Source organism: Caballeronia jiangsuensis (genome assembly GCF_046030135.1).
Classification (GTDB): domain Bacteria; phylum Pseudomonadota; class Gammaproteobacteria; order Burkholderiales; family Burkholderiaceae; genus Caballeronia; species Caballeronia jiangsuensis.
Genome location: NZ_JAQQDB010000012.1, coordinates 72,547 through 98,767, shown reverse-complemented (window position 1 = coordinate 98,767; position 26,221 = coordinate 72,547). Strand labels below are relative to the sequence as shown.

At 64.4% G+C, this 26,221-nt stretch carries 26 protein-coding genes and 2 tRNA genes; 17 read left to right on the top strand and 11 right to left on the bottom strand.

The features are described from left to right. Nucleotides 1-97: 97 nt before the first annotated feature. From fdxA to PQR08_RS14820, 3 genes are all read left to right on the top strand, one after another. Nucleotides 98-421, top strand: coding sequence for a ferredoxin FdxA (fdxA, locus tag PQR08_RS14830; protein WP_187605814.1), 324 nt, complete (start codon nt 98-100; stop codon nt 419-421). Between the two features lie 120 nt (nt 422-541). Next, nucleotides 542-617, top strand: a tRNA-Asn gene (locus tag PQR08_RS14825). Nucleotides 618-696: 79 nt separating this feature from the next. Continuing rightward, nucleotides 697-772: transfer RNA gene (locus PQR08_RS14820), tRNA-Asn, on the top strand. A gap of 72 nt (nt 773-844) precedes the next feature. On the opposite strand, the gene PQR08_RS14815 is transcribed toward PQR08_RS14820, so the two are convergent. The 3 genes from PQR08_RS14815 to PQR08_RS14805 are packed head-to-tail and all read right to left on the bottom strand — an operon-like array spanning nt 845 to nt 3,554. Further along, complete coding sequence (locus tag PQR08_RS14815; protein ID WP_250483891.1) at nt 845-1,426, bottom strand: LutC/YkgG family protein; 582 nt, start codon at nt 1,424-1,426, stop codon at nt 845-847. Continuing rightward, nucleotides 1,423-2,814, bottom strand: a complete 1,392-nt coding sequence (locus PQR08_RS14810; protein ID WP_238215470.1) for a lactate utilization protein B — start codon at nt 2,812-2,814, stop codon at nt 1,423-1,425. Before PQR08_RS14810 ends, PQR08_RS14815 begins: the two co-directional genes overlap by 4 nt. Beyond that, nucleotides 2,811-3,554 (bottom strand): (Fe-S)-binding protein, encoded by a 744-nt coding sequence (locus tag PQR08_RS14805; protein WP_250483892.1) that lies wholly within the window; start codon nt 3,552-3,554, stop codon nt 2,811-2,813. Before PQR08_RS14805 ends, PQR08_RS14810 begins: the two co-directional genes overlap by 4 nt. 126 nt (nt 3,555-3,680) lie before the next feature. On the opposite strand from PQR08_RS14805, the gene PQR08_RS14800 reads away from it, so the two are divergent. The 6 genes from PQR08_RS14800 (at nt 3,681) to PQR08_RS14775 (ending at nt 8,207) form a co-directional block, all read left to right on the top strand. Continuing rightward, entirely contained in the window at nt 3,681-4,424 is a 744-nt protein-coding gene (locus tag PQR08_RS14800) for a FadR/GntR family transcriptional regulator (RefSeq protein ID WP_035501722.1), read from the top strand. A 301-nt stretch (nt 4,425-4,725) separates the two neighbouring features. Beyond that, the gene (locus tag PQR08_RS14795; RefSeq protein ID WP_238215473.1) at nt 4,726-5,211 is read left to right on the top strand and encodes a CreA family protein; all 486 of its coding nucleotides are present in this window, start codon (nt 4,726-4,728) and stop codon (nt 5,209-5,211) included. Between the two features lie 74 nt (nt 5,212-5,285). Continuing rightward, a complete protein-coding gene (locus PQR08_RS14790; protein WP_035501725.1) occupies nt 5,286-6,107 on the top strand; it encodes a helix-turn-helix transcriptional regulator in 822 nt (273 codons plus the stop codon). An 85-nt stretch (nt 6,108-6,192) separates the two neighbouring features. Further along, the gene (locus tag PQR08_RS14785) at nt 6,193-6,957 is read left to right on the top strand and encodes an AzlC family ABC transporter permease (protein ID WP_408161644.1); all 765 of its coding nucleotides are present in this window, start codon (nt 6,193-6,195) and stop codon (nt 6,955-6,957) included. Next, the gene (locus tag PQR08_RS14780; protein WP_187605819.1) at nt 6,954-7,277 is read left to right on the top strand and encodes an AzlD domain-containing protein; all 324 of its coding nucleotides are present in this window, start codon (nt 6,954-6,956) and stop codon (nt 7,275-7,277) included. Before PQR08_RS14785 ends, PQR08_RS14780 begins: the two co-directional genes overlap by 4 nt. A 165-nt stretch (nt 7,278-7,442) precedes the next feature. Beyond that, the gene (locus tag PQR08_RS14775; RefSeq protein WP_187605820.1) at nt 7,443-8,207 is read left to right on the top strand and encodes a DUF4088 family protein; all 765 of its coding nucleotides are present in this window, start codon (nt 7,443-7,445) and stop codon (nt 8,205-8,207) included. Here PQR08_RS14775 and PQR08_RS14770 read toward each other — a convergent pair. The 3 genes from PQR08_RS14770 to PQR08_RS14760 all read right to left on the bottom strand — a co-directional run bounded on the left by PQR08_RS14770 (nt 8,204) and on the right by PQR08_RS14760 (nt 11,196). Next, nucleotides 8,204-10,327 (bottom strand): ATP-dependent helicase, encoded by a 2,124-nt coding sequence (locus PQR08_RS14770; protein WP_250483911.1) that lies wholly within the window; start codon nt 10,325-10,327, stop codon nt 8,204-8,206. The genes PQR08_RS14775 and PQR08_RS14770 overlap by 4 nt on opposite strands. Before the next feature lie 149 nt (nt 10,328-10,476). Continuing rightward, a complete protein-coding gene (locus tag PQR08_RS14765) occupies nt 10,477-10,734 on the bottom strand; it encodes a hypothetical protein (protein ID WP_187605821.1) in 258 nt (85 codons plus the stop codon). Between the two features lie 63 nt (nt 10,735-10,797). Continuing rightward, on the bottom strand, nt 10,798-11,196 hold the full coding sequence (locus tag PQR08_RS14760; protein WP_250483893.1) for a hypothetical protein: 399 nt from the start codon (nt 11,194-11,196) through the stop codon (nt 10,798-10,800). Between the two features lie 303 nt (nt 11,197-11,499). Here PQR08_RS14760 and PQR08_RS14755 point away from each other — a divergent pair, with 303 nt between their 5' ends. The 4 genes from PQR08_RS14755 to fumC all read left to right on the top strand — a co-directional run bounded on the left by PQR08_RS14755 (nt 11,500) and on the right by fumC (nt 16,847). Beyond that, a complete protein-coding gene (locus PQR08_RS14755) occupies nt 11,500-11,721 on the top strand; it encodes an RNA-binding S4 domain-containing protein (RefSeq protein ID WP_035501732.1) in 222 nt (73 codons plus the stop codon). A 248-nt stretch (nt 11,722-11,969) separates the two neighbouring features. Beyond that, on the top strand, nt 11,970-13,418 hold the full coding sequence (locus PQR08_RS14750) for an MATE family efflux transporter (protein ID WP_250483895.1): 1,449 nt from the start codon (nt 11,970-11,972) through the stop codon (nt 13,416-13,418). Between the two features lie 334 nt (nt 13,419-13,752). Further along, nucleotides 13,753-15,414 carry a phospholipase D family protein gene (locus tag PQR08_RS14745; RefSeq protein ID WP_250483896.1) on the top strand — a complete coding sequence of 554 codons (1,662 nt, stop codon included), beginning with the start codon at nt 13,753-13,755 and terminating at the stop codon, nt 15,412-15,414. A gap of 26 nt (nt 15,415-15,440) precedes the next feature. Continuing rightward, complete coding sequence (gene fumC, locus PQR08_RS14740; RefSeq protein WP_238215484.1) at nt 15,441-16,847, top strand: class II fumarate hydratase; 1,407 nt, start codon at nt 15,441-15,443, stop codon at nt 16,845-16,847. 30 nt (nt 16,848-16,877) lie between these two features. Here fumC and PQR08_RS14735 read toward each other — a convergent pair whose 3' ends face one another. Together PQR08_RS14735 and PQR08_RS14730 are read right to left on the bottom strand one after the other, a co-directional pair. Beyond that, nucleotides 16,878-17,399, bottom strand: coding sequence for an acyl-CoA thioesterase (locus tag PQR08_RS14735; protein WP_035501736.1), 522 nt, complete (start codon nt 17,397-17,399; stop codon nt 16,878-16,880). Nucleotides 17,400-17,451: 52 nt separating this feature from the next. Further along, nucleotides 17,452-17,595 (bottom strand): hypothetical protein, encoded by a 144-nt coding sequence (locus tag PQR08_RS14730; RefSeq protein WP_187605827.1) that lies wholly within the window; start codon nt 17,593-17,595, stop codon nt 17,452-17,454. Nucleotides 17,596-17,739: 144 nt separating this feature from the next. Here PQR08_RS14730 and PQR08_RS14725 point away from each other — a divergent pair, with 144 nt between their 5' ends. After that, nucleotides 17,740-18,489: an ArsR/SmtB family transcription factor gene (locus tag PQR08_RS14725; protein WP_408161640.1), complete on the top strand. Its 750-nt coding sequence runs from the start codon at nt 17,740-17,742 to the stop codon at nt 18,487-18,489. A gap of 133 nt (nt 18,490-18,622) precedes the next feature. Then, the gene (locus tag PQR08_RS14720; RefSeq protein ID WP_408161638.1) at nt 18,623-20,698 is read left to right on the top strand and encodes a DUF6600 domain-containing protein; all 2,076 of its coding nucleotides are present in this window, start codon (nt 18,623-18,625) and stop codon (nt 20,696-20,698) included. Nucleotides 20,699-20,770: 72 nt separating this feature from the next. Here PQR08_RS14720 and PQR08_RS14715 read toward each other — a convergent pair whose 3' ends face one another. Both PQR08_RS14715 and PQR08_RS14710 read right to left on the bottom strand, forming a co-directional pair. Further along, nucleotides 20,771-21,742 carry a thymidylate synthase gene (locus PQR08_RS14715; protein WP_250483899.1) on the bottom strand — a complete coding sequence of 324 codons (972 nt, stop codon included), beginning with the start codon at nt 21,740-21,742 and terminating at the stop codon, nt 20,771-20,773. A gap of 152 nt (nt 21,743-21,894) precedes the next feature. Then, on the bottom strand, nt 21,895-23,274 hold the full coding sequence (locus PQR08_RS14710; RefSeq protein ID WP_035503252.1) for a sigma-54 dependent transcriptional regulator: 1,380 nt from the start codon (nt 23,272-23,274) through the stop codon (nt 21,895-21,897). Nucleotides 23,275-23,914: 640 nt separating this feature from the next. On the opposite strand from PQR08_RS14710, the gene PQR08_RS14705 reads away from it, so the two are divergent. Together PQR08_RS14705 and PQR08_RS14700 are read left to right on the top strand one after the other, a co-directional pair. After that, a complete protein-coding gene (locus PQR08_RS14705) occupies nt 23,915-24,130 on the top strand; it encodes a hypothetical protein (protein WP_250483900.1) in 216 nt (71 codons plus the stop codon). A gap of 101 nt (nt 24,131-24,231) precedes the next feature. Beyond that, a complete protein-coding gene (locus PQR08_RS14700; protein ID WP_238212520.1) occupies nt 24,232-24,729 on the top strand; it encodes a dihydrofolate reductase in 498 nt (165 codons plus the stop codon). Nucleotides 24,730-24,779: 50 nt separating this feature from the next. Here the strand turns inward: PQR08_RS14700 and pmbA are convergent, their stop codons facing one another. Continuing rightward, nucleotides 24,780-26,150, bottom strand: coding sequence for a metalloprotease PmbA (pmbA, locus tag PQR08_RS14695; protein WP_035503247.1), 1,371 nt, complete (start codon nt 26,148-26,150; stop codon nt 24,780-24,782). Between the last annotated feature and the right edge of the window lie 71 nt (nt 26,151-26,221).

The following is a 26,221-nucleotide window of genomic DNA, read 5'->3' as shown; positions in this document are numbered from 1 at the left end:
ACCGTTACGCTACAATATGCGTTTCGATACGCGCACCTCCCGGCCCACGTAGCCGCTCAGGGCGCCGCCCCCAAGAATTCCGCATGCAGGAGCCTGAATGACTCACGTTGTGACCGAAAGCTGCATCAAGTGCAAGTACACCGATTGCGTGGACGTGTGCCCGGTGGATTGCTTCCGCGAAGGTCCCAACTTTCTCGCGATCGATCCGGACGAGTGCATCGACTGCGCCGTTTGCGTGGCCGAGTGCCCGGTGAACGCGATCTACGCCGAAGAAGACGTACCCGGGGACCAGCAGCACTTCACCGAACTGAACGCCGACCTCGCGCGTAACTGGCCCAGCATCACGAAGACGAAGGGCTCGCTTCCCGAGGCCGACGACTTCAAGGACGTCAAGGACAAGCTGAACCTGCTCGAGCGTTAAATCGCGCGTTTGCCCGCATCACGCTTCGGTTTGACTGCAAAAATTTGCTTTTCGAGTGAAGATTGGGCGTTGACACGATAATCTCGGCCCCCTATAATTTCGCTTCTCTGCTGTAGATGTTCCCCGATAGCTCAGTCGGTAGAGCGCCGGACTGTTAATCCGTAGGTCCCTGGTTCGAGCCCAGGTCGGGGAGCCAAAAACTCCAGCAAGTCGGTTTCAAAAGAACCCAGTCAATCGGCTGGGTTTTTTATCTCAGCAGCAGATATCTCAGTTGTTCCCCGATAGCTCAGTCGGTAGAGCGCCGGACTGTTAATCCGTAGGTCCCTGGTTCGAGCCCAGGTCGGGGAGCCAAAAGCTTCAGCCAAAAAGCCCAGTCATATGACTGGGCTTTTTGCTTTTCCACCGCCTGGAAGCACTGACGCTTCACGCAAGCCACACGACAGTGAGCGAGCGCACGCCTTGAGCGCCGCGAATCAGCACGCCTTCGATATCCGCCGTCGCGGACGGTCCCGTCACGAGCACCGCATAGCGCGCCGATGCGAAATCGGGCCGTCGATACACCTGTTGCAAGCCCTCGACGAGCAGCGCGGGATCGAGCAGCACGACGAGATGTTGCGACAGATAGCCAACTGAGTTCACGACATACTCTTGCTCGCTGAACCACACCGAGCCCGTTTCCGCGACGCCGAAACGCCCTCTCACGACGCCCACATCGACATCCTGCAGCGACGCCGGCGGCGTATCGGGCGAAAGCGGCCGCGTGCCGTCGACGCCCGGCACCGCCGACGCGATCACCTTCGCATCCGGGAAGCGCGAGGCGATCAGCGCGTTCACATCGTCCAGACCACCAGCGTCGATACACGTTCCGCCCATCGCGGTGAGCGCCGCCGTGAAACGCGCCTTCAGATCGCCTTCGAGCGTCGGAAAGAGCGGCACATCGGGACGCGGACGCGATGCAGGCTGCGCCGCGCGGATCTTCGACAGAAAAGCTTCGCGAGTCGTCATTTTTCAGGCTTCCGGTTTTTCTTGTACCACTCGTGAAAAGTCTCGGCGGGCGCTTCGGGCAGATCGCGCTGTCGTCCCCAGATGTTGAGCGGGTTGTAGAGCACGAAATTGGGCAGACGCTTCAGCGCGCCGCCGAGCGACGCGACCGTCGCGCGATAAAGCGTCGGACTCGCGAGCAGGCGCCCCGCCATCTTCAGGACTTCCTGCTTCACGAACGGCACTTCGTGTTTCTCCGCAATCACCTCGCGCCACTTGTAGATCTGCTCGTGGATGTTCACCTTCACCGGGCAGACGTTGGTGCAACTGCCGTTCATCGTCGAGGCGAACGGCAGCGCGCTGTAGCGCTTCAGGTCGTGGGTCGGATTGATGATCGCGCCGATCGGCCCGGAATACGTCCCGCCATAGGAAAGCCCGCCGCTGCGCCGATACACCGGACACGTATTCATGCACGCGCCGCAGCGGATGCATTTGAGCGAGTACCAGAAATCGTCCATCGCGAGCCGCTCGGCGCGGCCGTTGTCGACGAGGATGTAGTGCATCTCCGTGCCCGGACGCGGCTGGCGAAAGTGCGATGTGTACTGCGTGATCGGCGACCCGAGCGCGCTGCGCGACAGCATGCGCACGAACACGCCGAGATCGGCGATCGTCGGAATGAGCTTCTCGATGCCGATCGACGCAATATGCAGCGGCGGCACGTTCGCCGACAAATCCGCGTTGCCTTCGTTCGTGCACACGACGACCGTGCCCGTTTCCGCGACCGCGAAGTTGCAGCCGGTCATGCCCGCCGTCTTCTCGCGCACGAAGTACGGCCGCGTGTTCATGCGCTGGCTTTCGGCGAGATAGTGAATGTCGCTGTTCTGCGGATCGGTGCCGATGGTCTTGCCGAAGAGCTCGGCCACGTCCGCGCGCAGCTTGTGCACCGCCGGCACGACCATATGGCTCGGGTCCTGATGATCGAGCTGCTGGATACGCTCGCCGAGATCGGTTTCCATCACCGTGATGCCGCGCGGCTCGAGATAGTCGCGCATGTAGCACTCGTCGGTGAGCATCGACTTGCTCTTGACGAGCGAGGTCATGCCGCGCTCGCTCATCAGCTTATAAACGAGTTCGTTGTGTTCCTGCGCATCGGCCGCGAAATGCACGACGACGCCATTCTTCTCGGCCTGATCGACGAACTGCGCGATGTAATCGGCCAGATTGGAAAGCGTGTGCTCCTTGATCTGCGACGCGAGATTGCGCATCGTCTCCCATTCCGGGATGCCGTGCGCCTGCGCGTCGCGCTTGCTGCGCAAGTCCCACAGACGCTTGTCGTGGAACGCGACGTGATCCGGCTTTTGCAGGAACGCGCCCGCCGCCTTCGCGTGATCGATGCGAACGGTCTTACTCATGCGCGTGCTCCGTTCAGGACCTGCGCGATATGGATGAACTTCGCATCGGCCTTCATGCGCTCCGCGCAGCCTTGCTGATGCATGAGACACGACATGTCGCCCGACACGATGTACTCCGCGCCCGCCCCGACGTGATCGCGCACCTTGTCCTGCCCCATGCGCACGGAGACCGCCTCTTCGGTGACCGAGAACGTGCCGCCGAACCCGCAGCATTCGTCGGGACGCGCGGGCGTGACGAACTCGATGCCCTTCACGCCTTCGAGCAGCGCGCGGGGCTTCGAAAACGGCGTGCCCGCGACTTCCGAATTCGATGTCTCGCGCAGATGCCGCACCGCGCTGCAACTGTTGTGCAGCCCGACCTTGTGCGGAAACTCGGCCCACGGAAACTCGCGAACCTTCAGCACGTCATGCAGGAATTCGACGAGCTCAAACGTATTGCGACGAACCTTCTGTACCGCGCTCGTCTGCTCGATCGCGGTGAAGTGCTCGCGGACATGATGCACACAACTCGCCGACGGCCCGACCACATAGTCGTAGTCGGCGAAATTCCGCGCGAACACGCGCTCGGCGCCCGCGGCGTCCTTGTGCGCGCCGCTATTGGCCATCGGCTGGCCGCAGCACGTCTGATCCGGCGGATAGTCGACGTCCACGCCGAGCCGCTCGAGCAATTCGAGCGTGGCGATGCCGATCTGCGGATAGAACGCGTCGATGAAACAGGGGACGAACAGGGCAACTTTCATGAGGTCCGATCGTGGGGTTGGACAATCAATTTTGGTAAGCTTGGTCTGACCAAGACTTTAATGAGATGCCTCTTTCGTGTCAAACTCGGACATTCACCAGCTTTCAACCGGCCTATACGTCCAGCGATGAGTTTTCAGCCCGTCCATGCGCACTCGTACGCTCGCGTGCGCCTCTCCGATGTCGTGTCCGGTCAGATTCGCGAACTGATCTCGAACGGCACGCTCCTGCCTGGCCAGCGTCTGCCCGCCGAGCGCGATCTGGCCGAGCAGCTGAACGTGTCGCGCCCGTCGCTGCGCGAGGCGCTGATCCGGCTGGAATCGGACGGATTCATACGCGCGGCGGGACGCGGCGGTTTCGTCGTGTCGGATGTGACGGCGCCGCTCGTGTCGCATCCGCTCGCCGCACTGCTCGAACAGCAGCCGAACGCCAGCGCCGACGTGCTCGAACTGCGCCACGGCCTCGAAACGCTGTCGACCGCTTACGCCGCCGAGCGCGCCACCGATGCCGATATCGCGCGCATCGCCGCCGCGTTCGACGCGCTGCAGACCGCCGTCGCCGACAAGAGCACGCGCATCGCGGAAAAGGATGCGGCGTTCCATCTCGCGATCGCCGACGCGACGCACAACGTGGCGCTCACGCACGTCATGCACGGCCTCAACGAACTGGTTCGCGAATCGATGCTGACCTCGCATCGTCTCGTCGATTACGACGATGAAGTCGAAGCGAATCTGATGACGCAGCATCGCGCGATCTTCGATGCGATCGTCGCGCGCGATCCCGCGCGGGCGCGCGAGTGCGCGGGCGCGCATCTCGACTACGTGCGCACGCTCTACGCCGACATCGCGGCACGGAAGAAGCGCGTCGCCTGAATCGAATCGCCTTACGAATCTGTAAGCCGCGAGAAAGTCCTGATAGGACAACACCTACACAGATTTCGGACATGCACGGCTAACGCCCGCCGGCCTTCCTCGCGATACTGGAATCGTCAACAACAACACGCGAAGGAGGACGACATGCCTTACCTACTTGGATGGTTGCTCGGCGTGCCGGTGATCGTGCTGGTGATCCTGTATCTGATCTTTCATTGACTGCATGCGAAGCGCGAGATGCATCGAAGAGCCAAGGGCGTCGATACAATACGACGCCCTTTCTCTTTTCCGGAAGACGACGATGAAACCCTCCGTCCTTGCGCTCGCCCGAAACCTGGCCTTGCTCGCCACCCTCCTCGGGGCGGGATTCGCGCACGCGGAGGAAATCGCCAGCGTCAACACCAATTTCCGTTTCACCGGCTCGGATCGCGTGAGCGTCGACGCTTACGACGACCCGCTCGTCCAGGGCGTGACCTGCTATGTGTCGCGCGCGCGCACGGGCGGCGTGAAAGGCACGCTCGGCATCGCGGAAGACCCGACCGAAGCGTCTATCGCCTGCCGTCAGGTCGGGCCGATCAAGATCTCCCAGCCGCTCAAGCAGAAAACCGATGTGTTCTCGGCCGGCATGTCGTTCATCTTCAAGACGCTGCACGTGGTGCGCATCGTCGATGCGAAACGCAATACGCTCGTCTATCTGACGTATAGCGACCGCGTCGCGACCGGCAGCCCGAAGAACAGCGTGACGGCCGTGCCGGTGCCCGAAGGCACGACCATACCGGTGAAGTGATGCGCAACTGTCCTGTCCGGCGCGTAGCAAAGTTGTAAACTGAGCGATTCCGCCCGCCTCAGACTTTCCCGACGATGAACGCCGACCGTTTCCGCAACGCCGCACGCTACTGGCGCTCGCCGCTCGTGCCGGACGCGGACATGGTCACGGCCGAATACTACGATCACGAATTCTCGCCGCACTGGCACGACGCCTACACGGTGCCCGTCATCGAAGCCGGCGCGGAATGCTACGACTATCGCGGTGCGCATCATGTGGCCGAAACCGGCTCGGTGCCGGTGATCAATCCCGGCGAGGTGCATACAGGCGCGCGGGCCGTCGATGCGGGCTGGCGCTATCGCGTGTTCTATCTGCCGGTGCCGTTCGTCGAAGGCCTCGCGCGGGACATGTCGGGGCGGCGGGAATCGTCGCCCTGGTTTCCCGATGACATCATCCGCGATCCCGATCTGGCGCGGCGCCTGGTCGTCGCGCATCGGCTACTGGAAAGCGGCGCGGACCCGCTCGCCGCGGAACTGGCGCTCGTCGATGCCGTGACGACGCTGCTCGGCCGCCACGCGCTGGAACGCCCGGACATCGCGCCGCTTGCCGCCGACACACACCGCGTCACGGCGATGAAATCCCGACTCGCCGACGATCTGCTCGAACCGGTCACGCTCGCCGAACTCGCCCAGACTGTCGGTCTCTCGACCTTCCATGCGGCGCGTCTCTTCACACGCGAAACGGGCCTCGCGCCGCACGCATGGCGCAACCAGTTGCGTATCGTGCGCGCGTTGCCGGCATTGCGCGCGGGCGCTTCCGTGACCGACGTGGCCGCGGCGAGCGGCTTCACCGACCAGAGTCATTTCACGCGCCATTTCAAGCGAACGTTCGGCGTGCCGCCCGGCCGCTGGCGCTGAGCGCTTCGCCCAGCCAGGAAAGCGCAAGAACGTACAAGCGTGTAAGCCGGCGTCTTGCGTATCCTCGCTTCCATAGGAGGAAACCTTGAAAGCAACACCCGCACAACCTTCCGGCGCCGCATTGCGCGAATTCGCTGCCGGCGCACGCGACACCATTCCGATGATGATCGGCGCCGCGCCCTTCGGCGTGATCTTCGGCACGCTCGTCACCGCAAGTCCGCTCGCGCTCTGGCATGGCCAGCTGATGTCGCTCGCGGTGTTCGCGGGCTCCGCGCAGTTCATCGCGGTCGGCCTGATCGCGTCGCATGCGAGCTTCGCCGTCATCTGGGCGACGACGCTCGTCGTCAATCTGCGACACGTGCTCTATTCGGCGACGCTCGCGCCGTATGTCGCGCATCTGCCGCGCCGCTGGCGCTGGGCGCTCGCGGGCACTCTCACCGACGAAGTCTTCGCCGTCGCCTACGCGCATTATCAGAAGCGCGCGCCGGGCGAGACCGGCCCGCATTACTTTTTCGGCTCCGGCGTCGCGATGTACCTGAACTGGCAGTTGTGGACGCTCCTCGGCCTGTTGTTCGGCGCGGCGTTTCCCGGTTTGAAATCGCTCGGCCTCGACTTCGCGATGGTCGCGACGTTCATCGCGATCATCGTGCCGCAGCTTGTCGCCGTGCGTTTCGTCGCGGCGGCGCTCGCATCAGGCGTGCTGTCCTTCGCTTGGCAGGGCTGGCCGTACAAGCTCGGGTTGCTTGCGGCGGTGTTCGTGGGCGTCGCGGTCGGCATGGTGCTCACGCTGATGGAGAACCGCCCGCACGAGAAAAACCGCCTGAAGAACGCCAAGGAGCGCACGCAATGAACTACATCACGCTGATCCTCGGCATGGCGGTGGTCACATATGTGATCCGCGCCGCCGTATTCGTGCTGGGCGAGCGCCTGCCCTTTCCGCCGATCGTGCGCACCGCGCTTTCGTTCGTGCCGGTGACGGTGCTCACGGCGATCATCGTGCCGATGGCCGTCTCGCCGCACGGCAACGGCGCCGAAATCACCTGGCGCAATCCGCAGCTCGTGGCGGCAATTGTCGCGATCATCGTTTGCGCGCTCACGAAACGGCCGCTTTTGACGATTGCGGTGTCGCTGACGGTATTTTTCGTCTGGCAGTTCGCCGTGCTGCGCTAAACGTTTCCGTCAATTCGCTAGCCAACGGCTTTCAAAAAGCATCGAAAAATCCTCAAGTTCCCGGAAAGCGCGCCGATATCAGAAACGAATGGACTCCGCCCCGAGAGCGGCGCCAAAGGCATTTCTCGCGCTCCGGACCATCCGGACGCGGAACCGGGAACCAACATGCGTCAAATCACCCTTTCGTTGCGCGAAGAGACGATCGCTTCGCTGCATCGCGATTTCGAAGCGTTCATGCGCCTGTCGCTGAAGCTGGATCCGCAATTCGTCACGCCGACGTTCGAAGACTTCCTGCGCGCGAAGCTGCTGGACAACGACACGCCGCTGACCGAGCAGGCGGTGCAGCGCATGCTCACGCACGGCCAGTACGCGTGGGCCAAGCGCGCGCTCGACAAGGAGTTTCCCGATGTCGTCGAAATCCTGATCCGTCAGGCCTCCGAGCACGGATTCGCGTTCGCGATCCGCGCCGACTGGACCGCGGAGGATCTCATCGCGGCGTCGCGCGCGTGGGCGACCGCGATCGTCACCGAGGCGAAGGGCGATGTGTCGCAAGTGGACATGCTCGCGTCGCAAATGAAATCGGCTGCGGCGGACATCCGCGAAGTCGAAGAAAAGATGCAGACGCCCGCGTGGCGTCTCGCGGATTCGCTGCGCCAGCGCGTGTACGAAACGAAGATTTCCGTGGAGACGAGCATCGGCTCGACCGCGCGTGAAAAGCTGGGCGAACTGCGCTGCCTGCTGCGGCTCGGCATTTTCTATGGGTCGATCCAGAAGCAGGAAGCGCAACAGGTGCTGGAATATGTGCGCTCGCTGCGGCCCGAACTGTTCGTCGAAGAGCCTTACGACGGCTTCACGCGCTTCGCCGCGTGGCTGCGCAGCATCTTTGCACCGTCGCCGCGCGCTCCGCGACCGTCACGCGCGCAGCGTTAATCCCACATTCCCTTCAGGCGCGCCGCGATATCGATTTTCGCTTTCGCGGCCGCCGCCAGCCCCGCCGCCGTCGGCGCGGCGGGCGCGATCACCGGCGGCCACGCGGCCGCTTCGAAGTTCTGCATCAGATGCGGCGGGATGAAGCGCGTGCGCTGCGCCCAGACGTGCCGGTCGCCCAGATGCGTCTGGTTGTGCACGTAGAACCGCTGTGGCGTGATGATGTGCAGGTCTTCCTTCGCGCGCGTCATCGCCACGTAGAGCAGACGCCGCTCCTCGTCGATTTCCTCGTCGCTGCCCGTGCCCAGATCGGACGGAATGCAGCCGTCCACGCCGTTCAGCACGAACACGTTGCGCCACTCCTGGCCCTTCGCAGAGTGGATGGTCGAAAGAATCAGATAGTCCTCGTCGAGCATCGGGACGCCGGATTCGTCGCTCGTCGCGTCGGGCGGATCGAGCGTGAGTTCGGTGAGAAAGCGCTCGCGCGTGGGATACGTCGACGCGATGCTCTCCATCTGCAGCACATCGCCGATGCGGATCGCCGCGTCCTCGTGATTGCGCTCCAGGTGCGGCTCGTACCAGCGGCGGATCATTTCGAACTCGGCCGGCCAGCCGGATTCGCGGCCGCAAAGTTTCGCCATCAGCCCGACGAAGCGCGGCCAGTCTTCGCTGGCTCGCGCGGGAGCCTGAAATCTGGCAATCGCGCCTGGCGCCTGATCCTGCGCGACGCTATCCAGCAAGCGCCCGGCGATGGCCGGACCGATGCCCGGCAGCAACTGCGCGACCCGAAAACCCGCGACGCGGTCGCGCGGATTTTCCGCCCAGCGCAGCACCGCCAGCACGTCTTTCACGTGGACGGAATCGAGAAACTTGAGTCCCCCGAATTTCACGAAAGGAATGTTGCGCCGCGTGAGTTCGATTTCGAGCGTCGCGCTGTGATGCGCGGCGCGGAACAGCACCGCTTGCGCCTTCAACTTCATGCCCGCCTCGCGCGCTTCGAGCACCTTTTCGACGACATAGCGCGCCTGATCGGCTTCATCGGCGACGGAGACGACGCGCGGCTTCTGCGCCGATGCCTTGTCGGTCCACAGATTCTTCGTGTAGCGCTCCGACGCGAGCCCGATCACCGCATTCGATGCCTCGAGAATCGGCAGCGTTGAGCGATAGTTGCGATCGAGCGTGACGGTCGCGGCGGGCGGATCGAAATGGCCGGGAAAATCGAGGATATTGCGCACGGTCGCGCCGCGAAACGAATAGATGGACTGCGCGTCGTCGCCGACGACCGTGAGGCCGCGCCCGTCGGGCTTCATCGCGAGCAGGATGGACGCCTGCAGGCGGTTGGTGTCCTGATATTCGTCGACGAGCACGTGGTCGAACCGACTAGCGAGATCCGCCGCCACTGAAGGCTCCGCCGCGAGATGCGACCAGTAGAGCAGCAGGTCGTCGTAATCGAGCACGCTTTGCGCCTGTTTCGCGGCGACGTAGGCGGCGAACAGACGCTTAAGGTCGGCTTCCCACTCGCGGCACCACGGATACGACTGATCGAGCACGTTACCAAGCGACGCGCCCGTGTTCACGACGCGCGAGTAGATCGCGAAACAGGTCGACTTCGCGGGAAAGCGCTTCTCCTTCGACGACAACCCGAGCTCGTGCCGCACCAGATTCATGAGATCGGCGGAATCTTCGCGATCGTTGATCGTGAACGATGGCGCGAGCCCGACGAGATTGGCGTAATCGCGCAACAGCCGCGCGCCGACGCTGTGAAACGTGCCCGACCACGTCAGCCCCTGCGCGATCGCGCTCTTCTTGCCGAGCGCGTTCATCGCGATGCGCGAGACGCGTCGCGTCATTTCGAGCGCCGCGCGCCGCGAAAACGTGAGCAGCAGAATGCGATGCGGATCGGCGCCCTTCACCAGCAGATGCGCGACGCGATGCGCCAGCGTGTTGGTCTTGCCCGAGCCCGCGCCCGCGATCACGAGCAACGGCCCGCCCGTGCGACCCGGTTCATCGACGCCGAACTCGACGGCCTCACGCTGCGCCTCGTTGAGCTTCGCGAGATAGTCGGCGACCTGTTTCGCGGTGGAATCGGAAGCGGCGTCGGCGGTGTCGGGAAGCGTGAGCACGTGAAGGAAGGCGGCGGCAAAAGAGTGACGCACACTGTATATCCATACAACCCGCGCGCGCAAGTCTTTGGCTCGACTACGCTTTTGGCCCCAAATGAAACGAGCCCGGTTCGCGATGAACCGGGCTCGCGTCGCTACGAAAGCGCGTACTACTCCGCTTTCTTCGCGTTCTTCAGCTTCGCGTCGGCGGCGGCTTCGTTGGCGTCTGACTGCGCCTCCGTTTTCTTCTTGTCGGCCTTGGCTTGCGCGACGGCCGACTTCTTGTCGGCCTTCGACTGTTCCTTCGCGGCCTTCTGATCGGCGGCGGTCGGGGCGTCGGATGTCGTCTGCGCGAACGATGCCGCACTCACGCTCGCAAGCGTCCCGGCGATCAGCGCCGCCAGCAGCGCATTGGTTTTTCGATTCATGATGTCCTCCCTTCTTTTAGATGCCGCGAGCGCCGCGACGCGCGGCCTCGCGACGCGTCACGCTCAGTGCTGCAGGCCCGCGTCCTTCGGCGTGCCCGGCTCCGTCGCGTTCAGTTCCGCCTTGGCGGCGTCCTTGTCCGCCTTGCGGTTGATCTTCGCGTTCTGCACCTCTTCCTTGTATTGCGCCTTGGCCTGCTGGTTCTGCGCCTTCAGCTCGGCCTTCGACGCCTTCTTCGACGCGCGATACTCGGCGTTGGCCTGCGCGTTCGCGTTGCGGCGCTGGACGAGCGGATCGGTCGGCGCCGGCGCGACGACGTTCTGCTGCGGCGGCGTCATCGGCTGCTGGGCCTGCATCGGCTGCGGTTGCACCGGCTCGGGCTGTGTCGCGGTCTGAGCGTAAGCGCCCGAAGCGGCGAGCGTGGCGATGGCGGAGCCGATCAAAAGGATTCGTGCGCGAGTCATAAGCTAGTCCTCTCTGTAGTTGGCGTCGGCGGCGCGCTGAAAGCGGTGAAACGAGCGAGCCGCGCGACTTTTGTCGCTTGGAAAGATGACCGAAGCTTCATCGATCAAACGGTCGGACCGGGCACCGATCGGGCGAGTTCTTTAAAACCAGTCATTGTTACCGACGGTTTCATCTGGCTACATTTGCCAACCAGCTCGCTTGCGATCCGATTACCGGTCCCGCGATGGCACTCAGCACGACGCATGCCCGGCGCACGTTTGTGCGTGGTTTATCATGGAGGCCTTTCCCGCATCACCCGTCCCATGCCGCCACTCCAGTTCACCCTCACCGGCGATTACGTCGAACTCCACAATCTGCTGAAGCTGATGGGCCTCGCGGACAGCGGCGGCTCCGCGAAGGCGCGCGTCGCAATGGGCGATGTCACCGTCGACGGCAAGGTGGAGCTGCGCAAAACGTGCAAGATCCGCGCGGGTCAGCGCGTGAAGCTCGACGGCCAGACGATCCACGTGCGCGCGCCCGAATAGCATCGCCGCCAGTTGCGCGCACGCGCCGCGCACTTGAGAAAATCCGGCCATAAGCGATCGCGTCATCGACATGCCGCACGCGACGCAATAAGCTAGTCGTCTTTCGTTCTGGTTTCAGCGCCGGGTCTGTAGCGTCGGTTTTCCCGTCAGCGCACGTTTCGCAGCGCGCTCCGCTTGTTGCCCTTCCGCTTTCCAGTCCGCGACGCTCAGTGCGCTGAGCGCCGCCTTTGTTTTCGATCCGAGCAGCCATGCAACCGCAAGTCACGCGCACGACACGCGCGCATCAAGGACCGCCGAGCCTCTCGCGTCATGCCGTCGATACGGCGCGCCTCGCCGCGCCGCTCGCCATCGCGCAACTCTCGCAGATGGCGATGGGCGTCACCGACACCATCCTGCTCGGCTCGCTCGGCCCCGACGCGCTGGCGGCGGGCGGGCTCGGCGCGAACCTCTTCTTCGTCGTCGTGACGCTGCTGCAGGGCGTGCTGACATCGGTTTCCGTGTCGGTCGCGCACGCGCGCGGCTCGAACGCCGACGATCGCGTGCCGGGCATCTACTGGACGGGGCTCGTGCTTTCCATACTGCTCGCCGTGCCCGCGTTCGTGCTGCTGAGCTACGCCGAGCCGATCCTGCTCGCGTTCCACGAACCCGCGACGCTCGCGAAGAACGTCGGCGAATACTGCGCGGTGCTGCGCTGGGGGACGCCGGCCAGTCTTATCGGCGTCGGGATGATGCGCGCGTTTCTGCCCGCGATCGGTGCGGCGCGCAGGCTCCTGTGGATCTCGATCGGCGGCGTGTTCGTCAACGGCTTTCTCAACTACGGGCTGATCCACGGCGCGTACGGCCTGCCGCGCGAAGGCTTTCTCGGTTCGGCCGCTGCGACCACGATCACCGTCTGGGGCATCGCGATCGCGCTCGTCGCGGTGCTGCATCTGCGGCCGCGCTACCGGCATTTCGTCGTGCGCGCGCGCCCGCGTCTGCCGCTGATGGGCGAGCTCTTCGGCCTCGGCTGGCCCGTCGCGATCACCTACGGCGTCGAATCGACGCTCTTTCTCGCCACCGGCATGATGGTCGGCCTGCTCGGCGAAGCACCGCTCGCCGCGCATCAGATCGCGCTCAACGTCGCGTCGGTCGCGTTCATGGTGCCGCTCGCGATCGGTCAGGCGGCCAACGTGCGCGTCGGCTACTGGGTCGGCGCGGGGGTGCCGGTCGCGGCGCGGCACGCGGGCTTCGTCGCGCTCGCGCTCGGCGTCGGCTTCATGGTGTGCTCCGGACTCGTGCTGATCACCGTGCCGCGCGCGATCGTCGGCCTGTATCTGAATCTCGACGATCCCGCCAACGCGCATACCGTTGCGCTCGCGGCGTCGCTCCTCGGCGTCGCGGCCGTGTTCCAGATTGTCGACGGCATGCAGACGGTCGGCTCCGGCTGCCTGCGCGGCCTGAAAGACACGCGCATCCCGATGCTCGCCGCCGCGTTCGGCTACTGGGGCGTCGGCTTTCCGACCGGCTATGTGCTCGCGTTCCACTTCGAGCTGGGCGCGAAAGGCCTGTGGTGGGGACTCGCCGCCGGACTCGCGAGCGTCGCCGTATTGATGACGCTGCGGTTCCATCGCATCAGCCGGCGCTTCATCGAAACGGGCGTCGCGCCCCTGCCCGACGACACGGATGCCGCGAGCGCCGCGCCGCACGGACACGTCTGATAAGCACACGATGCGCGCGCCGATTTGCATAGCACGAATGCTTGGTTGGGCCGCACGGCGCGCATTGCTACGATGAACCCGTCTCCTCCTTGAGACATCTGTGACAGGGGTTGTCAGCCCGCTTCAGCCAAGCGGGCTTTTTTTTGTCTTCAGCGTCCTCTTCCACTCACTCGCGGGCATTCCGTCCGACCTTTTTCCGATTTCCCATAAAATAATTTCGAGATGCGCGGTGCGAGAACGCGCCTTGCTTCATCGTGCCGTCCGTCGAATGCGTCAGGACGTGCCGAGTCGCGACAGCTAAAAACGAGGAATCGAAGTGTCGGAAAGCCGGGGGATGTGGGAAGTGAAAGAGCGTGGCGCGAAGCACGCCAGCATCGAAAGAAGATTGAGCGACGCCGTGCGCAATGTGGCCATCGTCGTTTTGACGACGGCGCTCGCCGCCTGCGCGACGCGCCCGCCCGCGACGGCGTTCGATCGGCCGGCGAGCCGCGGGCTGGCGTCGAGCGAAGCGACGCCGCTCGCGAACGCGCTCGCGCCGCTGGAACGGCAGCATCCGCATCAGTCGGCGGTGCGCCTTCTGCCGACCGGCACCGACGCGTTGCAGGCCCGCATCGCGCTCGCGCGCGCGGCGACCAAGACGCTCGACATGCAGTACTACATCGCCGAGGAGGACAACACCGGCAAGCTGCTCTTGGGCGCGGCGCTCTATGCGGCGGATCGCGGGGTGCGGGTGCGCATGCTCGTCGACGATCTGAACTTCAAGGACATCGACCAGATCATGGCGGCGCTCAATTCGCACGACAAGATCGAGATTCGCGTGTTCAACCCGTACGGCAGCGCGCAGCGCAGCTTTTCCGAGCGCACGCAGAATTTCTTCACGAATCTCGGCCACTTCACGCGCCGCATGCATAACAAGGCGATGATCGCGGACAACCAGATCGCGATCGTCGGCGGACGCAATCTCGGCGACGAATACTTCAACGCGAGCCCGACGCTGCAATTCCGCGATCTCGACGTCTTCGCCGCCGGCCCGGTGACGCACGAAATCTCCGCGAGCTTCGACGATTACTGGAACAGCTCGCTTGCGTATCCGCTGCGCGCGCTGAACAAGCAGAAGTTCGATCCGTCCGAGCTCGACAAAACCCGCGACGACCTGCGCGCGCATTGGCGCCAGCAGGCCGAGCCGCTGAACGCGAAGCCGCTCAATGCGACGCCGCTTGCGCAGCAGATCACGCGCGAGGAAATGGGCCTCGTGTGGGCGCCGACGGAATTCCATGTCGATTCGCCGTCGAAGATCGAGCATCCGAGCGACGACTACAAGAGCCCGCCGATGCAGCGCCTCATCGACTTGCTGAAAGACGCGCAGAGCGAATTCCTGATTCTCTCGCCCTACTTCGTGCCGCACGACGCGGGCGTGAAGGCGCTCGGCGATCTGACGAAACGCCATGTGCGCGTCGCGGTGCTGACCAATTCGCTCGCCGCGACCGATGCCGTCGCCGTGCAGGCGGGCTACGCGCCGTATCGCATTCCGATGTTGCAGAACGGCGTCGAACTGTACGAATTCAAGCCGATTCAGGCCGAAGGCGAAAGCAGCCCGCGTGCGGGCCTGTTCGGCTCGCAGTCGCGCGCGAGCCTGCACGCGAAGGCCTATGTGATCGATCGGAGTATCCTCGTGATCGGCTCCATGAATCTCGATCCGCGCTCGGCCAAGCTGAATACCGAACTCGCGCTGGTAATCCACAGCAAGCCGATCGCCGAGGAAGCCGCGAGGCTCTTCGCGAACGGCATCTCGCCGAAGATGAGCTGGCGCGTGCAACTGGCGAGCGCGGCGGTCACCGAGGAGCTGAGGCGCACGGGCGCGCCGCAGTCGGGCCTCGTCTGGACGACCGAGGCGAACGGCGATCTCGTCACCTACAATTTCGATCCCGAGGCAGGTTTTTATCGCAATGCGATGACGGGCCTCTTCATGCTGCTGCCCGTCGACAAGCAGCTTTGATCCAACTTCGTAAGGGAACTCACGCCATGACACACGATGCGAAGGGCGACGTACGGATGGAGAAGGACACGTTCGGCGAAATCGCCGTGCCGAACGACAAGCTTTGGGGCGCGCAGACGCAGCGCTCGCTGCAGAACTTCAAGATTTCGACGGAAAAGCAGTCGCCCGAGCTGATCACCGCGCTCGCGATCATCAAGCACGCGGCCGCCGAGGTGAACGAAGGGCTGAAGGTGCTCGATTCGAAGAAGGCGAAGGCGATCATTCAGGCCGCTGAGGAAATCATCGACGGCAAGCATCCCGATGAATTTCCGCTCGCCGTGTGGCAGACCGGCTCGGGCACGCAGACCAACATGAACCTCAACGAGGTGATCGCCAATCGCGCGAGCGAGATCATGGGCGGCTCGCGCGGCGAAGAACGGCTCGTGCATCCGAACGACGACGTGAATCGCGGCCAGTCGTCGAACGACGTGTTCCCGACGGCGATGCACGTCGCCGCGGCGATGGCGATCACGAAGCATCTGATTCCGTCGCTGAAGACACTGCGCGATACGCTCGACAAGAAGGCGAAGGCCTTCGACAAGATCGTGAAGATCGGCCGCACGCACTTGCAGGATGCGACGCCGCTCACGCTCGGGCAGGAGTTTTCGGGTTACGTGGCGCAGCTCGATCAGGGCATCAGGCATGTCGAGGCGACGCTGCCGCATCTGTATCAGCTCGCGCAGGGCGGCACGGCGGTCGGCACGGGACTGAACGCGCATCCGGACTTCGCGGTGAAGGTCGCGGCGGCGATCGGCAAGCTCACCGGCCTGCCCTTCGAAACCGCGCCGAACAAGTTCGAAGTAATGGCCGCCGCCGATGCGCTCGTCGCCGCGCACGGCGCCCTGAAGACGATCGCCGCGGGCATGATGAAGATCGCCAACGACATCCGCTGGCTCGCGAGCGGGCCGCGCTGCGGGCTCGGCGAACTGTCGATTCCGGAGAATGAGCCGGGCAGCTCGATCATGCCGGGCAAGGTGAACCCGACGCAATCCGAAGCCGTGACGATGCTGTGTTGCCAGGTGTTCGGCAACGACGTCGCGGTGAACTTCGGCGGCGCGAGCGGCAACTTCGAACTGAACGTGTTCCGGCCGATGATCGCGCATAACGTGCTGCAGTCCGTCCGACTGCTCGCGGACGGCGCGCAGAGCTTCAACGACAACTGCGCGGTCGGCATCGAGCCGAACGAGAAGCGCATCGACAGTTTGCTCAATGAATCGCTGATGCTCGTGACGGCGCTCAATCCGCATATCGGTTACGACAAGGCCGCGCAGATCGCGAAGAAGGCGCACAAGGAAGGCACGACGCTCAAGGCCGCGGCGCTCGCGCTCGGTCATGTGACCGAGCAGCAGTTCGACGAATGGGTCAAGCCGGGCGATATGGTGGGGAACAAGTAGGCGCGCCCTTTTCCGACAAAAGCGGCGGGATCAGACCTTCCCCGCCGCGACCTCTTCCGGCTTCAGTTCGACAATCGCGTCGAGCGCATCCTTCACGTCCATCGCGTATTTCGCGAGGCGCTTTTCCTCGTCCGTTTCCGGCACGAAGGCCGGCACGGGCGTCGGCTGACCTTTTTCATCGACGGCGACGAAGACCATCAGGCAATCGGTCGTCTGCTGAAGCTCGCCGACTTTCGGATCGCCCGCGTGCACGGAGATATGAATGTGCATGCTGGTGCGCCCGGTCGTCACCACGCGCGCGCGCAACTCAACCAGATTGCCGACGAGAATCGGCCGACGAAAGCGGATGTTACCGACGCTGACCGTCACCGCGTAGCGACCGGACCACATCGCGGCGCAGGCATAGGCTGTTTCGTCGATCCATTTCATCAGCGCGCCGCCGTGCACCTTGCCGCCGAAGTTCACCGAGGTCGGCTCGGCGAGAAAGCGGAAAGTGGTTTCGGCGCGGCTTTTAGGAACCGCGGGAATGGGAGATGAGGTCGGCGTATTCATGGGGATGCCCGTCTGGTGCGGAAATGAATGCCGATTATAGGGTCGGCAATATTCAATCGTGGACGGTAATGCCCTGATCGATGGTGCCGTACATCGTGATGCTGCCGCCGCCGCCCGCCGATGACGACGGGCCGCCCGCGCAGCCCGCACAGAGCATGAGAAGGCTGATCACGCTCGCGAGAATGAATCTGGACATGGAAATTCTCCTGCTGGCTGAGATGCCAGCGGTCATTCTAGCTCTGCGCTTCGTGCATCGACATTTCGGCGCGCGGTGAAACATCGGATGCGGAGCCGCGCTAGAGTGGATAGGTCGATTACTACGCCCGACAGGGACATCGCCATGAACTCCGCTTTCGACGAAGCCGAATCGCGCGTGCGCCATTTTCCCGGACTGTCGCGCATCGGCGCGCTCATCGCCGATCCCGGCCGCGCCGCGATGCTCTGGTCGCTGATGGACGGCACCGCGCGCCCCGCCGGCGAACTGACGATGATCGCGGGGCTGTCGCCGTCGGCGGCGAGCGGGCATCTCTCGCGTCTGACCGAAGGCGGGCTGCTCGCGCTCGAAGTGAGCGGGCGGCATCGCTACTACCGCATCGCGACGCCGGATATCGCCGCGGCCATCGAGGCGCTCGCCAATCTCGCGCGGGCAAGCGCGCCGCAGCGCGCGCCGGAACGCCCGCCTTCCGCCGTGCCGGTCGAGATGCGTTTCGCGCGGACCTGCTACGACCATCTCGCGGGCGAACTGGCCGTGCAGCTCTTCGACCGGATGATCGCGCGCAACTGGCTCGCCGCCGCCGACGATCACGAACAGGCGCACGGCCCCGCCGCGCTTGACGCGACACCGGAAGGCGCGCAGGCGTTCGCCGAGCTCGGCATCGACCTGAAGACGCAACGCGCGCGGCGGCGCCGGTTCGCTTGCACGTGTATCGACTGGAGCGAGCGCCGGCCGCATCTGGGCGGCGCGCTCGGCGCGGCATTTCTCGAAGCGTGCGAGTCGCATGGCTGGATCGAGCACACGGCCACGCGGCGCGTATTGCGCGTGACGCCGGCGGGACATCGGCACTTCGACGGGTTTTTATCCACGCGATAAAGCTTTGTTACGCGCACCTGCGCGCCGTTACAAACGGCATCGTACGGATACACGCCCCGGCGATACATTGATCCGACAGGCTCGCGCACCGACAGCGTCACACACGACGCACGCGCGGCCGCCGGAGAATACGATGAAAACCAAGACCATCGCGGCCGCCACGTTATGGGCGCTCGTATCGATATCGGGGTCCGGCGCGTTCGCGCAAACACCGCCCGACGAGGCGGCGCAAGCGGGCCAGAGTGATCCGCCCGGACGCATCGCGCGCCTGAATTACATGGCGGGCACCGTGACGACCGAGCCCGCCGGCGCGTCCGACTGGTCCTACGCGCAGATCAACCGCCCGCTCACGACAGGCGATCAGCTCTGGAACGACGAGAACGCGCGCTCGGAAATGCACATCGGTTCGACGGCGGTGCGTCTGGGTTCATCGACGGCCCTTTCCGTCCTCGCCCTCGACGACAACACCGCGCAACTCAAGGTCGCCCAGGGCACGCTGTCGACGCGCGTGCGCGAACTGCCGCCCGGCACGCGCTATGAAATCGACACGCCGAACGCCGCGCTCGCCATCACGACGCCCGGCGACGTGCGCGTGGACGTCGCGCCCGACGGCCGTTCGACGACGGTGACGGTGCGAAGCGGCGGCGTCACCGCGTATGGCGACGGCGGTTCGGTGCAGCTCGCGGGCGGCCAGCAGATGACGTTCGAGGGTACGAATCTCCAGCAGGCATCGGCGAATGCCGCGCCCGCGCCCGATGCGTTCGATCAATGGGCCGCGAGCCGCGATGCGTCCGAGGATCGCTCGGTGTCGGCGCGTTACGTGTCGCGCGATATTCCCGGCTATCAGGATCTCGACGCCAACGGCACGTGGCGCAGCGATCCGTCCTACGGCCCGGTCTGGGTGCCGAATGCCGTTTCGGCCGACTGGGCGCCGTATCGGCAGGGACACTGGGCGTGGCAGGACCCATGGGGCTGGACCTGGATCGACGATGCGCCCTGGGGTTTCGCGCCGTATCACTACGGGCGCTGGGCGTATGTCGGATCGCAATGGGCGTGGGTGCCCGGCCCGATGGCCGTGAGCGCGCCGCCCGCCTATTCGCCCGCGCTCGTCGCGTTTGTCGGCGATGGCGGCAGCGGCGTCGACTGGAACGTCGCGCTGACGGTCGGCGGCATCGCGGCGGCGGGCGTCGCGTGGTTCCCGCTCGGGCCGGGCGAGGCGTGGCGTCCGCATCGCGATGGCTGGAGCCAGCGTTATTACGAGCGCGTGAACCGCAATGTCTACGTCGATCGCTCGGTGCGCGTGAACAACACGTACGTCAACTACCGCGCCCCGCGTGGGCTGACAGCCGTGCCGGCAAACATGTTCGTGCATGGTCAGCCGGTCGGACGTCAGCCGTATGCGGTCGATCCGTCGCGCTGGCGCAATCCGCATTTCTTCGCGGGGGCGCCGGGCATCGCGCCGGCGCACGACAGTTTTGCGCCCGGTGCGCGGCGCGCGGATTATCGGCCGCCACAGGGCGGATTCGGACGTCCGGTGGTCGCGACGCGCGCACCGGTTGCGCCGCCGGCTTTTCACGATCGATACCCGCAGCAGGATCGCGATACGCACGGGCCCGGCGCGCGCAACGAACAGGTGCATCTTGTGGCGACGCATGGGCCGGCGCGTTCGGTGATCGCGGGCGGCGCGCCGTCCTCGCCCGCTCCCGTGCAGCCCGGACAGCCGCATGGCAACGGCGTCCCGCATCCGCCTCAGGCATCACAGTTCGGCGGCGGCGATCCGCACTTCGCTCACGGCGACCCGTCGCGCGGCCACGATGTCCAGAGCGGGCCGCGTGCGCCGCAGCAGGCGTTTCAGCCGAACAGGCCGCCGCAACAAGGACAGCCGCCGATGCAACCGCAGCCCAACCACGCGCCGCATGTCGAGCGCGGTACGCCCAATCCATCGATGCAACCCGCGTTCGCCCAACACGCGCCGCCCGCGCCGCAGCAACACCAGCCGCGCGTCGAGCAGCCGCGTCACGAGATGCCGTCGCCTCGCCCGCAGCAGGAAGCGCAGCGGCCTCAATTCCATCCCGAACCGCCGCGCCAGCCGATGCATCAGGAAGTGCGTCAGCCACCGCATCAGGAACCGCATCAGCAGCCTCAACAACCGCAGCAGGCACAGCAGCCGCAACACGGCGGCGGCAACAACGATCATCATCGGAGTTGAGGCGATGAGCAGGCGGCACAACGAAAACGCGCGGCCCGAAGCCGCGCGTTTTCGCATGCAGAACCGAGGCGCTCAGACCGCCATCGGCGCCGTGAGCGGCTCGTGATGCTTGTAGCCTTCCAGCGCGAAATCCTTCGGCTCGATCTTCTCGAGCCATTCCGGCTCGTAGCGTTTCGTGACCGCGTAATCGGGCACGCGATCGGAGATGATCAACTGCGGCGACGGCAGCGGCTCGCGCTTCAATTGCTCCTGCAGCATGTCGAGCTGATTCTCGTAGATGTGCGCATCGCCGATGAAATACGTGAACCAACGCGGCTTGAACCCGGTCAGCCGGCCGACGAGATGCAGCAGCGCCGCGCCTTCGGCCAGATTGAACGGCGTGCCGAGCCCGACGTCATTGCTGCGGATATAGAGACACAGCGAAATCTCGCGCGTCACCGCGTTCGGGATGAACTGATACAGCAGATGGCACGCGGGCAGCGCGATCTCGTCGAGCTTCGCCGGATTCCACGCATGAAACAGAATGCGCCGGTCGGTCGGGCGCTCGATGATCGTGTCGAGACACTGACGCAACTGATCGATCGCCTTGTACAGCAGCACCTGTTCGCGCCCGTTCTCGACGAAGCTCGTCACGACCTGGAAGCCGCGATTGGTCGCATCGGCGATCTGGTCGTTCGCGCCGGCGTCGACGAGCTTGTACGCGGGCCATTTGCGCCACTGCACGCCGTAGACGTCGCCGAGATCGTCCGGGCCTTGCCGGTACGGATTCTCGAGCCATTGCGGATTTTCGTTCGCGTTCGCGTCCCAGACCTTGCAGCCGAGCGCGCGGAAATCCGCCGCGCTCTTCGACGCCCGCAGAAAGCCCACCAGTTCGCCGATCGCGGATTTGAACGCGAGCTTCTTCGTTGTCACGGCCGGAAAGCCTTGTTGCAAGTCGAAACGCAGCATCGCGCCGGGAATGCTGATCGTGCGGATGCCCGTGCGGTTTTCCTGCCAAGTGCCGGTATCGAGAATCGTCTGGACGAGCTCGAGATACTGTTTCATTCGATGTTCCCTGGGTGCGCCGCATACCCTCGCGAACGGAGGGCGTAAACACGAGATTTTACCAAGCGACGGGGACCGGCGCTTATTTCAGCGGCACGAAAAAACGGGCGCCTGAAAGCGCCCGTCCGGTGGTGAATCTCGGTGATGTGCGCTCAGCCGCGCGTGGCGTGCTCCGACGGTGCATCGACCTCGATGTGACGCATCCCATGCGCGCTCAATAGCCGATACAGCGTCACGCGCGAGATGCCCAACTCGTGCGCCGCGTCGCCCAGACGTCCGCGATGGCGCAGGAGCGCAAGCTCGATGGCCTGCCGTTCCGCCGCCTCGCGCGCCTGCGCGAGCGAAACCGGCGCCACTTCGACGTACTCGCCGAGTTCGAGATCGCGAGCGGTGATCTGCCGCCCCTCCGACATCACGATCGCGCGCCGCACGCGGTTGATGAGCTCGCGCACGTTGCCCGGCCAGCCGTAGTTGTGGATCGCGGCGATCGCATCGGGGGAAAATCCGCGCAGGCGCCGGCTCGCATCCTTCTTGAAGCGGTCGAGCATATGCTTCGCGAGCAGTTCGATGTCCTTGCCGCGCGCGCGCAGCGGCGGCTCGTCGATCTGCAGCACGCACAGCCGGTGATACAAGTCCGCGCGGAACCGCCCTTCGATCATCGCGGTCTGCATGTCGACGTGCGTCGCCGAGATGATGCGCACATCCACCGGCGTCGAGCCATGACCGCCCAGGCGCTCCACCTTGCGTTCCTGAAGGAAGCGCAACAGGCTCGCCTGGCTTTCGAGCGGCAGATCGCCGATTTCATCGAGGAACAGCGTGCCGCCATTAGCCGCCTCGACGCGGCCGATCTTGCGCTGATTCGCGCCCGTGAACGCGCCGCGCTCGTAGCCGAAAAGCTCCGATTGCAGCAGATGCGCGGGAATCGCGCCGCAGTTGATCGCCACGAACGGTTGATCGCGACGCGCGGAGCGCTCGTGAATGGCGACGGCCGTCAGTTCCTTGCCGGTGCCGGATTCGCCCGAGATGAACACGGGCGCATCGGTCATCGCGACCTTGCGGATCGAACGGAAGAGCGCGAGCATCGCGTCGCACGAACCGACCATCTCGCCCTCGGCGCGGCCTTCGCTGCGCGCATCGTGCGACGCGGCGTCGTGCAGCGAAACCATGCCATACGCATGACCGACGGAATCGACGATGCGGTCGTTCGACGTCGGCAGCGTCACGTAATCGAAGCAATAGTCGCGAATCAGACGCCGCACGGCAGCGTCTTCCAGTTGTCCGGCAACGGTGGCCGCGACCCAGCCCACGTTGGTCATCGTCAGCGACGATTCGAACGCCGCCAGTTCATGAGATTCGAAATGACTCGACAGATCCAGCAACCCGCCGGTCGCCAGATCGCTACGCAGTGCCTTGCGCGTGTCGCGCGCGCTCGCGACGATTTCGATATGCCAGCCGCGCTCCTCGAATCGCGCGCACAGCGTCTCGCTTGGATCGCGAGTCACATAGATGAGTTGCCGCCGAGCGACGTCCATTATTCAGATCCTTTGTTCAACATTCGTTGAAAAGGTCACGTAGTTCAGGCTCGCACTACATCGCAGACTTCGTTGCCCTCGCACGTTTCTCTCAAACGTATGGAGAGGGACTTGCCCATTCGATACGACGCCCCCGGGACATAGCGCGACACACCACGCGCTCTTCCACGAAACCCTTTATGTCTGATTCTGTGCCGTTTTTGAGAGACTACTATAACCCAGAAACCCCGAAAACAAATATCGCGAGAGCCGCCGGTTTAGCCACAAAACCCTGATAGGACGGGCCTCGCAAGAATTTCTCACACGATTATTAAAAACTTTACGCACAATTTAATAAGACAAAATCTTATACCGATTTCACGAGAACTTCATGTTTTTCTGCCTGTATGTTTCAACTGTGAAACGTTTTCGTCCAAGTTTCTGCAGCGCGCCTGCCGTCGACTTCCGCCATTCATTGCGTGGCAATGCTTTCCGACGCATGGCACATTATTCGCTCGACTCGGAACGCGTCGGATGGTAAGAAATACTGTCTATAGAACGCGCGTTCATATTCTGTCCCGCATTCATCTTCAGCTTAATCGTTCATACCGGCGAGACGATTACTTTATTTCCGGATCTTTCTGCGCCGGGAATAATTACCTTGGGTTATGTCGTTACGATGGCACTCGATAGTTCATACCGGCGCGACGAATCAGGCGGCGCGCAACAAGACCGCGAGGAAGCGGACGAACCGGGCGATGCGGAACAGCCCGCTATCCGTCCGACGGGCTCAGGCGTCAGCGTGATGCTATGGGACGAGGTCGCGCCCGCCCCGACTTACGCGCCGCCGCTCGACGACGATTCGCCCGAGGCGTGAGTCCGCGCGGCGCTCCTGCGGCAGTATCGGTCCGAGGTGTCGGTTAGAATCGAGGCCCCGGCGGCGCGGCCCGCGCGCCTGTTTGCCTCGACCTCCCTCACATGACGACGCTGACCCTGATCGTCGCCCGCGCGCGCAATGGCGTGATCGGACGCGACAACCAACTGCCCTGGCGCCTGCCGGAAGACCTCGCATTCTTCAAGCGCACGACGATGGGCGCGCCCATCATCATGGGCCGCAAGACGCATGAATCGATCGGCCGGCCGTTGCCGGGGCGGCGCAATATCGTCATATCGCGCGATGGCACGCGGCGCTACGACGGCTGCGACGTCGTGACGAGCCTCGAAGCGGCGCTCGCGCTCGAACCGGCGAAGGAAGCGTTTCTGATCGGCGGCGCGCAGTTGTATCGCGATGCCATCGCGCGCGCCGACAAGATGATCGTCACCGAGATCGACGCCGATTTCGACGGCGACACACGCTTTCCCGCGCCCGATCCGGAACTGTGGCGCGAAGTGTCCCGCGAGCCGCATCGCGCGGCGGCGCCGAACGATTTCGCATTCGCGTTCGTGACCTACGAGCGCATCGCGGCCTCGGAATGAAAAAAGGCTCCGGATGCGTTCCGGAGCCTTCGTCTTTCAGCGGATGCGGATCACTGTCCCGCGATCGTCATCCGTTCGATCAGCACCGAGCCGATTTCCTTCGTGCCACGCACGACGGTATCAGCGCCGATCGCCTCGATGTGGCGGAACATCTCCTGCAACGTGCTCGCCACGGTGATTTCCTCGACCGCATGCACGATCTTGCCGTTCTCGACCCAGAAGCCCGACGCGCCGCGCGAGTAATCGCCCGTCACGTAGTTCACGCCCTGCCCCATCAGCTCGGTCAGCAAGAGGCCGGTGCCGAGCTTCTTCAACATCGCTTCGAAATCGTCTTCGGGTTTCGTATGCGTGCTCTTCATCGTCAGATTGTGCGAGCCGCCCGCGTTGCCGGTGGTCTTCATGCCGAGCTTGCGCGCCGAATACGTCGACAGGAAATAGCCCTGCACGACGCCATCCTCGACCACGCTGCGACGCTGCGTGCGCACGCCTTCCTCGTCGAACGGCGCGCTGCCCATGCCGCCCTTCACATGCGGGTCTTCGACGATCTGGATATGCGGCGCGAACACCGGCTTGCCGAGGGTGTCGACGAGGAACGTGGTCTTGCGATACAGCGCGCCGCCGCTCACCGCCTGCACGAACGCGCCGAGAATGCCCGCCGCGAGCGGCGCCTCGAAGAGCACGCGGCACTTGCGCGTGTCGAGACTCCTGGCGCCCAAGCGTGCGAGCGCGCGCTCGGCGGCGTAACGTCCGACCGCTTCGGGCGCGGCGAGGCCGGACGCGTCGCGTTTGGACGTGTACCAGTCGTCGCGCTGCATGTCGCGGCCCGCTGCCGCGATCGGCGCGCACGCGATGTAATGCCGCGAGTACGGATAGCCCGCCATGAAGCCGCGCGAGGTCGCGAGCACGAATTGCGAATGCTGCGCCGAAACGCTCGCGCCTTCCGAGTTGGTCACGCGCTTGTCGACCGCGAACGCGGCGGCTTCCGCGCGGCGCGCGATCTCGGCGGCTTCCTCCGCATCGATGTCCCACGGGTGATAGAGATCGAGGTCCTGCGGCGCCTTCTCGAGCAGTTCCGCTTCGGCGAGGCCCGCCGCGCTGTCCTCGGCCGTGAAGCGCGCGATGTTGTACGCGGCGGCGACCGTGTCGCGCAGGGCGTCGCGCGTGAAGTCGGCGGTGCTCGCATTGCCGCGCTTCTTGCCGATGAAGACGGTCACCCCGACCATCTTGTCGCGGTTGTGCTCGATCGTCTCGACTTCGCCGCGCCGCACGCTCACTGACAGGCCGTCGCCTTCGGAGATCTCGGTGGCGGCATCGCTCGCGCCGAGTTCCTTCGCGTAACGCAGGATGTCGGAGGCGATCTCCTTGAGTTCGTCCTGCGTATGCGGGAAGTAGCGTTGCTTGACGTCCATGTCTGCTGCCATTTTTGGTTGCCTTTGGAAGTCGGGCGGCGCGCGCCCGCGCATGTCGTGGTTGCTTCGGAATGTCCGGCTCG

Excerpts from the sequence above, each read along its gene's own strand:
- PQR08_RS14755 (WP_035501732.1), top strand. The coding sequence starts at position 11,500 with ATGCCGCCACTCCAGTTCACCCTCACCGGCGATTACGTCGAACTCCAC.
- PQR08_RS14735 (WP_035501736.1), bottom strand. The coding sequence starts at position 17,399 with ATGAATACGCCGACCTCATCTCCCATTCCCGCGGTTCCTAAAAGCCGC.
- PQR08_RS14745 (WP_250483896.1), top strand. The coding sequence starts at position 13,753 with ATGTGGGAAGTGAAAGAGCGTGGCGCGAAGCACGCCAGCATCGAAAGA.
- PQR08_RS14765 (WP_187605821.1), bottom strand. The coding sequence starts at position 10,734 with ATGAATCGAAAAACCAATGCGCTGCTGGCGGCGCTGATCGCCGGGACG.
- PQR08_RS14760 (WP_250483893.1), bottom strand. The coding sequence starts at position 11,196 with ATGACTCGCGCACGAATCCTTTTGATCGGCTCCGCCATCGCCACGCTC.
- PQR08_RS14815 (WP_250483891.1), bottom strand. The coding sequence starts at position 1,426 with ATGACGACTCGCGAAGCTTTTCTGTCGAAGATCCGCGCGGCGCAGCCT.
- PQR08_RS14750 (WP_250483895.1), top strand. The coding sequence starts at position 11,970 with ATGCAACCGCAAGTCACGCGCACGACACGCGCGCATCAAGGACCGCCG.
- PQR08_RS14805 (WP_250483892.1), bottom strand. The coding sequence starts at position 3,554 with ATGAAAGTTGCCCTGTTCGTCCCCTGTTTCATCGACGCGTTCTATCCG.
- PQR08_RS14800 (WP_035501722.1), top strand. The coding sequence starts at position 3,681 with ATGAGTTTTCAGCCCGTCCATGCGCACTCGTACGCTCGCGTGCGCCTC.
- PQR08_RS14700 (WP_238212520.1), top strand. The coding sequence starts at position 24,232 with ATGACGACGCTGACCCTGATCGTCGCCCGCGCGCGCAATGGCGTGATC.
- PQR08_RS14795 (WP_238215473.1), top strand. The coding sequence starts at position 4,726 with ATGAAACCCTCCGTCCTTGCGCTCGCCCGAAACCTGGCCTTGCTCGCC.
- pmbA (WP_035503247.1), bottom strand. The coding sequence starts at position 26,150 with ATGGCAGCAGACATGGACGTCAAGCAACGCTACTTCCCGCATACGCAG.
- PQR08_RS14810 (WP_238215470.1), bottom strand. The coding sequence starts at position 2,814 with ATGAGTAAGACCGTTCGCATCGATCACGCGAAGGCGGCGGGCGCGTTC.
- PQR08_RS14715 (WP_250483899.1), bottom strand. The coding sequence starts at position 21,742 with ATGAAACAGTATCTCGAGCTCGTCCAGACGATTCTCGATACCGGCACT.
- fdxA (WP_187605814.1), top strand. The coding sequence starts at position 98 with ATGACTCACGTTGTGACCGAAAGCTGCATCAAGTGCAAGTACACCGAT.
- PQR08_RS14720 (WP_408161638.1), top strand. The coding sequence starts at position 18,623 with ATGAAAACCAAGACCATCGCGGCCGCCACGTTATGGGCGCTCGTATCG.
- PQR08_RS14790 (WP_035501725.1), top strand. The coding sequence starts at position 5,286 with ATGAACGCCGACCGTTTCCGCAACGCCGCACGCTACTGGCGCTCGCCG.
- PQR08_RS14780 (WP_187605819.1), top strand. The coding sequence starts at position 6,954 with ATGAACTACATCACGCTGATCCTCGGCATGGCGGTGGTCACATATGTG.
- fumC (WP_238215484.1), top strand. The coding sequence starts at position 15,441 with ATGACACACGATGCGAAGGGCGACGTACGGATGGAGAAGGACACGTTC.
- PQR08_RS14725 (WP_408161640.1), top strand. The coding sequence starts at position 17,740 with ATGAACTCCGCTTTCGACGAAGCCGAATCGCGCGTGCGCCATTTTCCC.
- PQR08_RS14775 (WP_187605820.1), top strand. The coding sequence starts at position 7,443 with ATGCGTCAAATCACCCTTTCGTTGCGCGAAGAGACGATCGCTTCGCTG.
- PQR08_RS14730 (WP_187605827.1), bottom strand. The coding sequence starts at position 17,595 with ATGTCCAGATTCATTCTCGCGAGCGTGATCAGCCTTCTCATGCTCTGT.
- PQR08_RS14710 (WP_035503252.1), bottom strand. The coding sequence starts at position 23,274 with ATGGACGTCGCTCGGCGGCAACTCATCTATGTGACTCGCGATCCAAGC.